General features: G+C 64.1%; 1 protein-coding gene. It reads right to left on the bottom strand.

The features are described from left to right. Positions 1 to 379, bottom strand: a 379-nt coding sequence (locus L3X40_RS22235) for an electron transfer flavoprotein subunit beta/FixA family protein (RefSeq protein WP_237367491.1), incomplete at both ends; no start/stop codon positions are given.

Here is a 379-nt window from a genome sequence, read left to right on the forward strand (position 1 = left end):
GCGAGCATCTGCCCAGTTTGGTTGGAATCATCGTCGATCGCCTGCTTGCCGAGGATGACCAGCCCCGGCTGCTCCTCCTCGGCGACGCCCCTGAGGATCTTAGCGACGGCGAGCGGCTCGACTTCGTCGTCTGTGGCAACCAGGATGGCACGGTCGGCGCCCATCGCCAGCGCGGTGCGCAGCGTCTCCTGCGCCTTGGCCGGACCGATCGACACGGCTATGATCTCCGTGGCGACACCCTTTTCCCGCAGGCGGATCGCCTCTTCGACGGCGATCTCGTCGAAAGGGTTCATGCTCATCTTGACGTTGGCAAGATCGACGCCGCTGCCGTCGGTCTTCACCCGCGGCTTAACGTTGTAGTCGATCACCCGCTTAACCG

It is taken from the genome of Rhizorhapis sp. SPR117, assembly GCF_021742065.1.